This is a genomic window from Oleiphilus sp. HI0066 (assembly GCF_001635725.1).
The window spans coordinates 1-653 of the sequence record NZ_LWFH01000784.1; the positions used below are offsets into that span (position 1 = coordinate 1).

General features: G+C 42.0%; 1 protein-coding gene. It reads left to right on the top strand.

What is annotated here, in order from left to right; translation table 11 throughout:
• A partial coding sequence (locus tag A3738_RS09450) for an Hsp70 family protein (RefSeq protein WP_156504144.1) occupies nt 1-653 on the top strand: 653 nt, incomplete at both ends.

Consider the following 653-nt stretch of genomic DNA (forward strand, 5'->3'; position numbering starts at 1 on the left):
ATGGGAAAAATCATTGGAATCGACTTAGGTACTACAAACTCTTGTGTATCTGTATTGGATGGTGATCAGGCAAAAGTTATCGAAAACGCAGAGGGTGATCGTACTACCCCATCTATCATTGCATTTGCTGACGATAACGAAACATTAGTTGGTCAGCCAGCGAAGCGTCAGGCAGTTACTAATCCTGCTAATACTTTATTCGCAATTAAGCGTTTGATTGGTCGTACATTCGATTCAGACGTAGTACAGAAAGACATCAATATGGTGCCATACAACATCGTTAAAGCAGACAATGGTGATGCATGGGTTGAGGTAAAAGGCGAGAAGAAGGCTCCACCTCAGATATCTGCTGAAATCTTGAAAAAGATGAAGAAGACTGCAGAAGATTACTTAGGTGAAGACATTACTGAAGCAGTTATCACTGTTCCAGCATACTTCAATGACTCTCAGCGTCAGGCAACAAAAGATGCAGGTAAAATCGCTGGTCTTGATGTTAAGCGTATTATCAACGAGCCAACTGCAGCAGCACTTGCTTACGGCCTAGATAAGAGCCAAGGTGATTCTACGATTGCTGTGTATGACCTTGGTGGTGGTACTTTCGATATTTCGATTATCGAAATCGCAGATGTTGATGGTGAAAAGCAGTTTGAAGT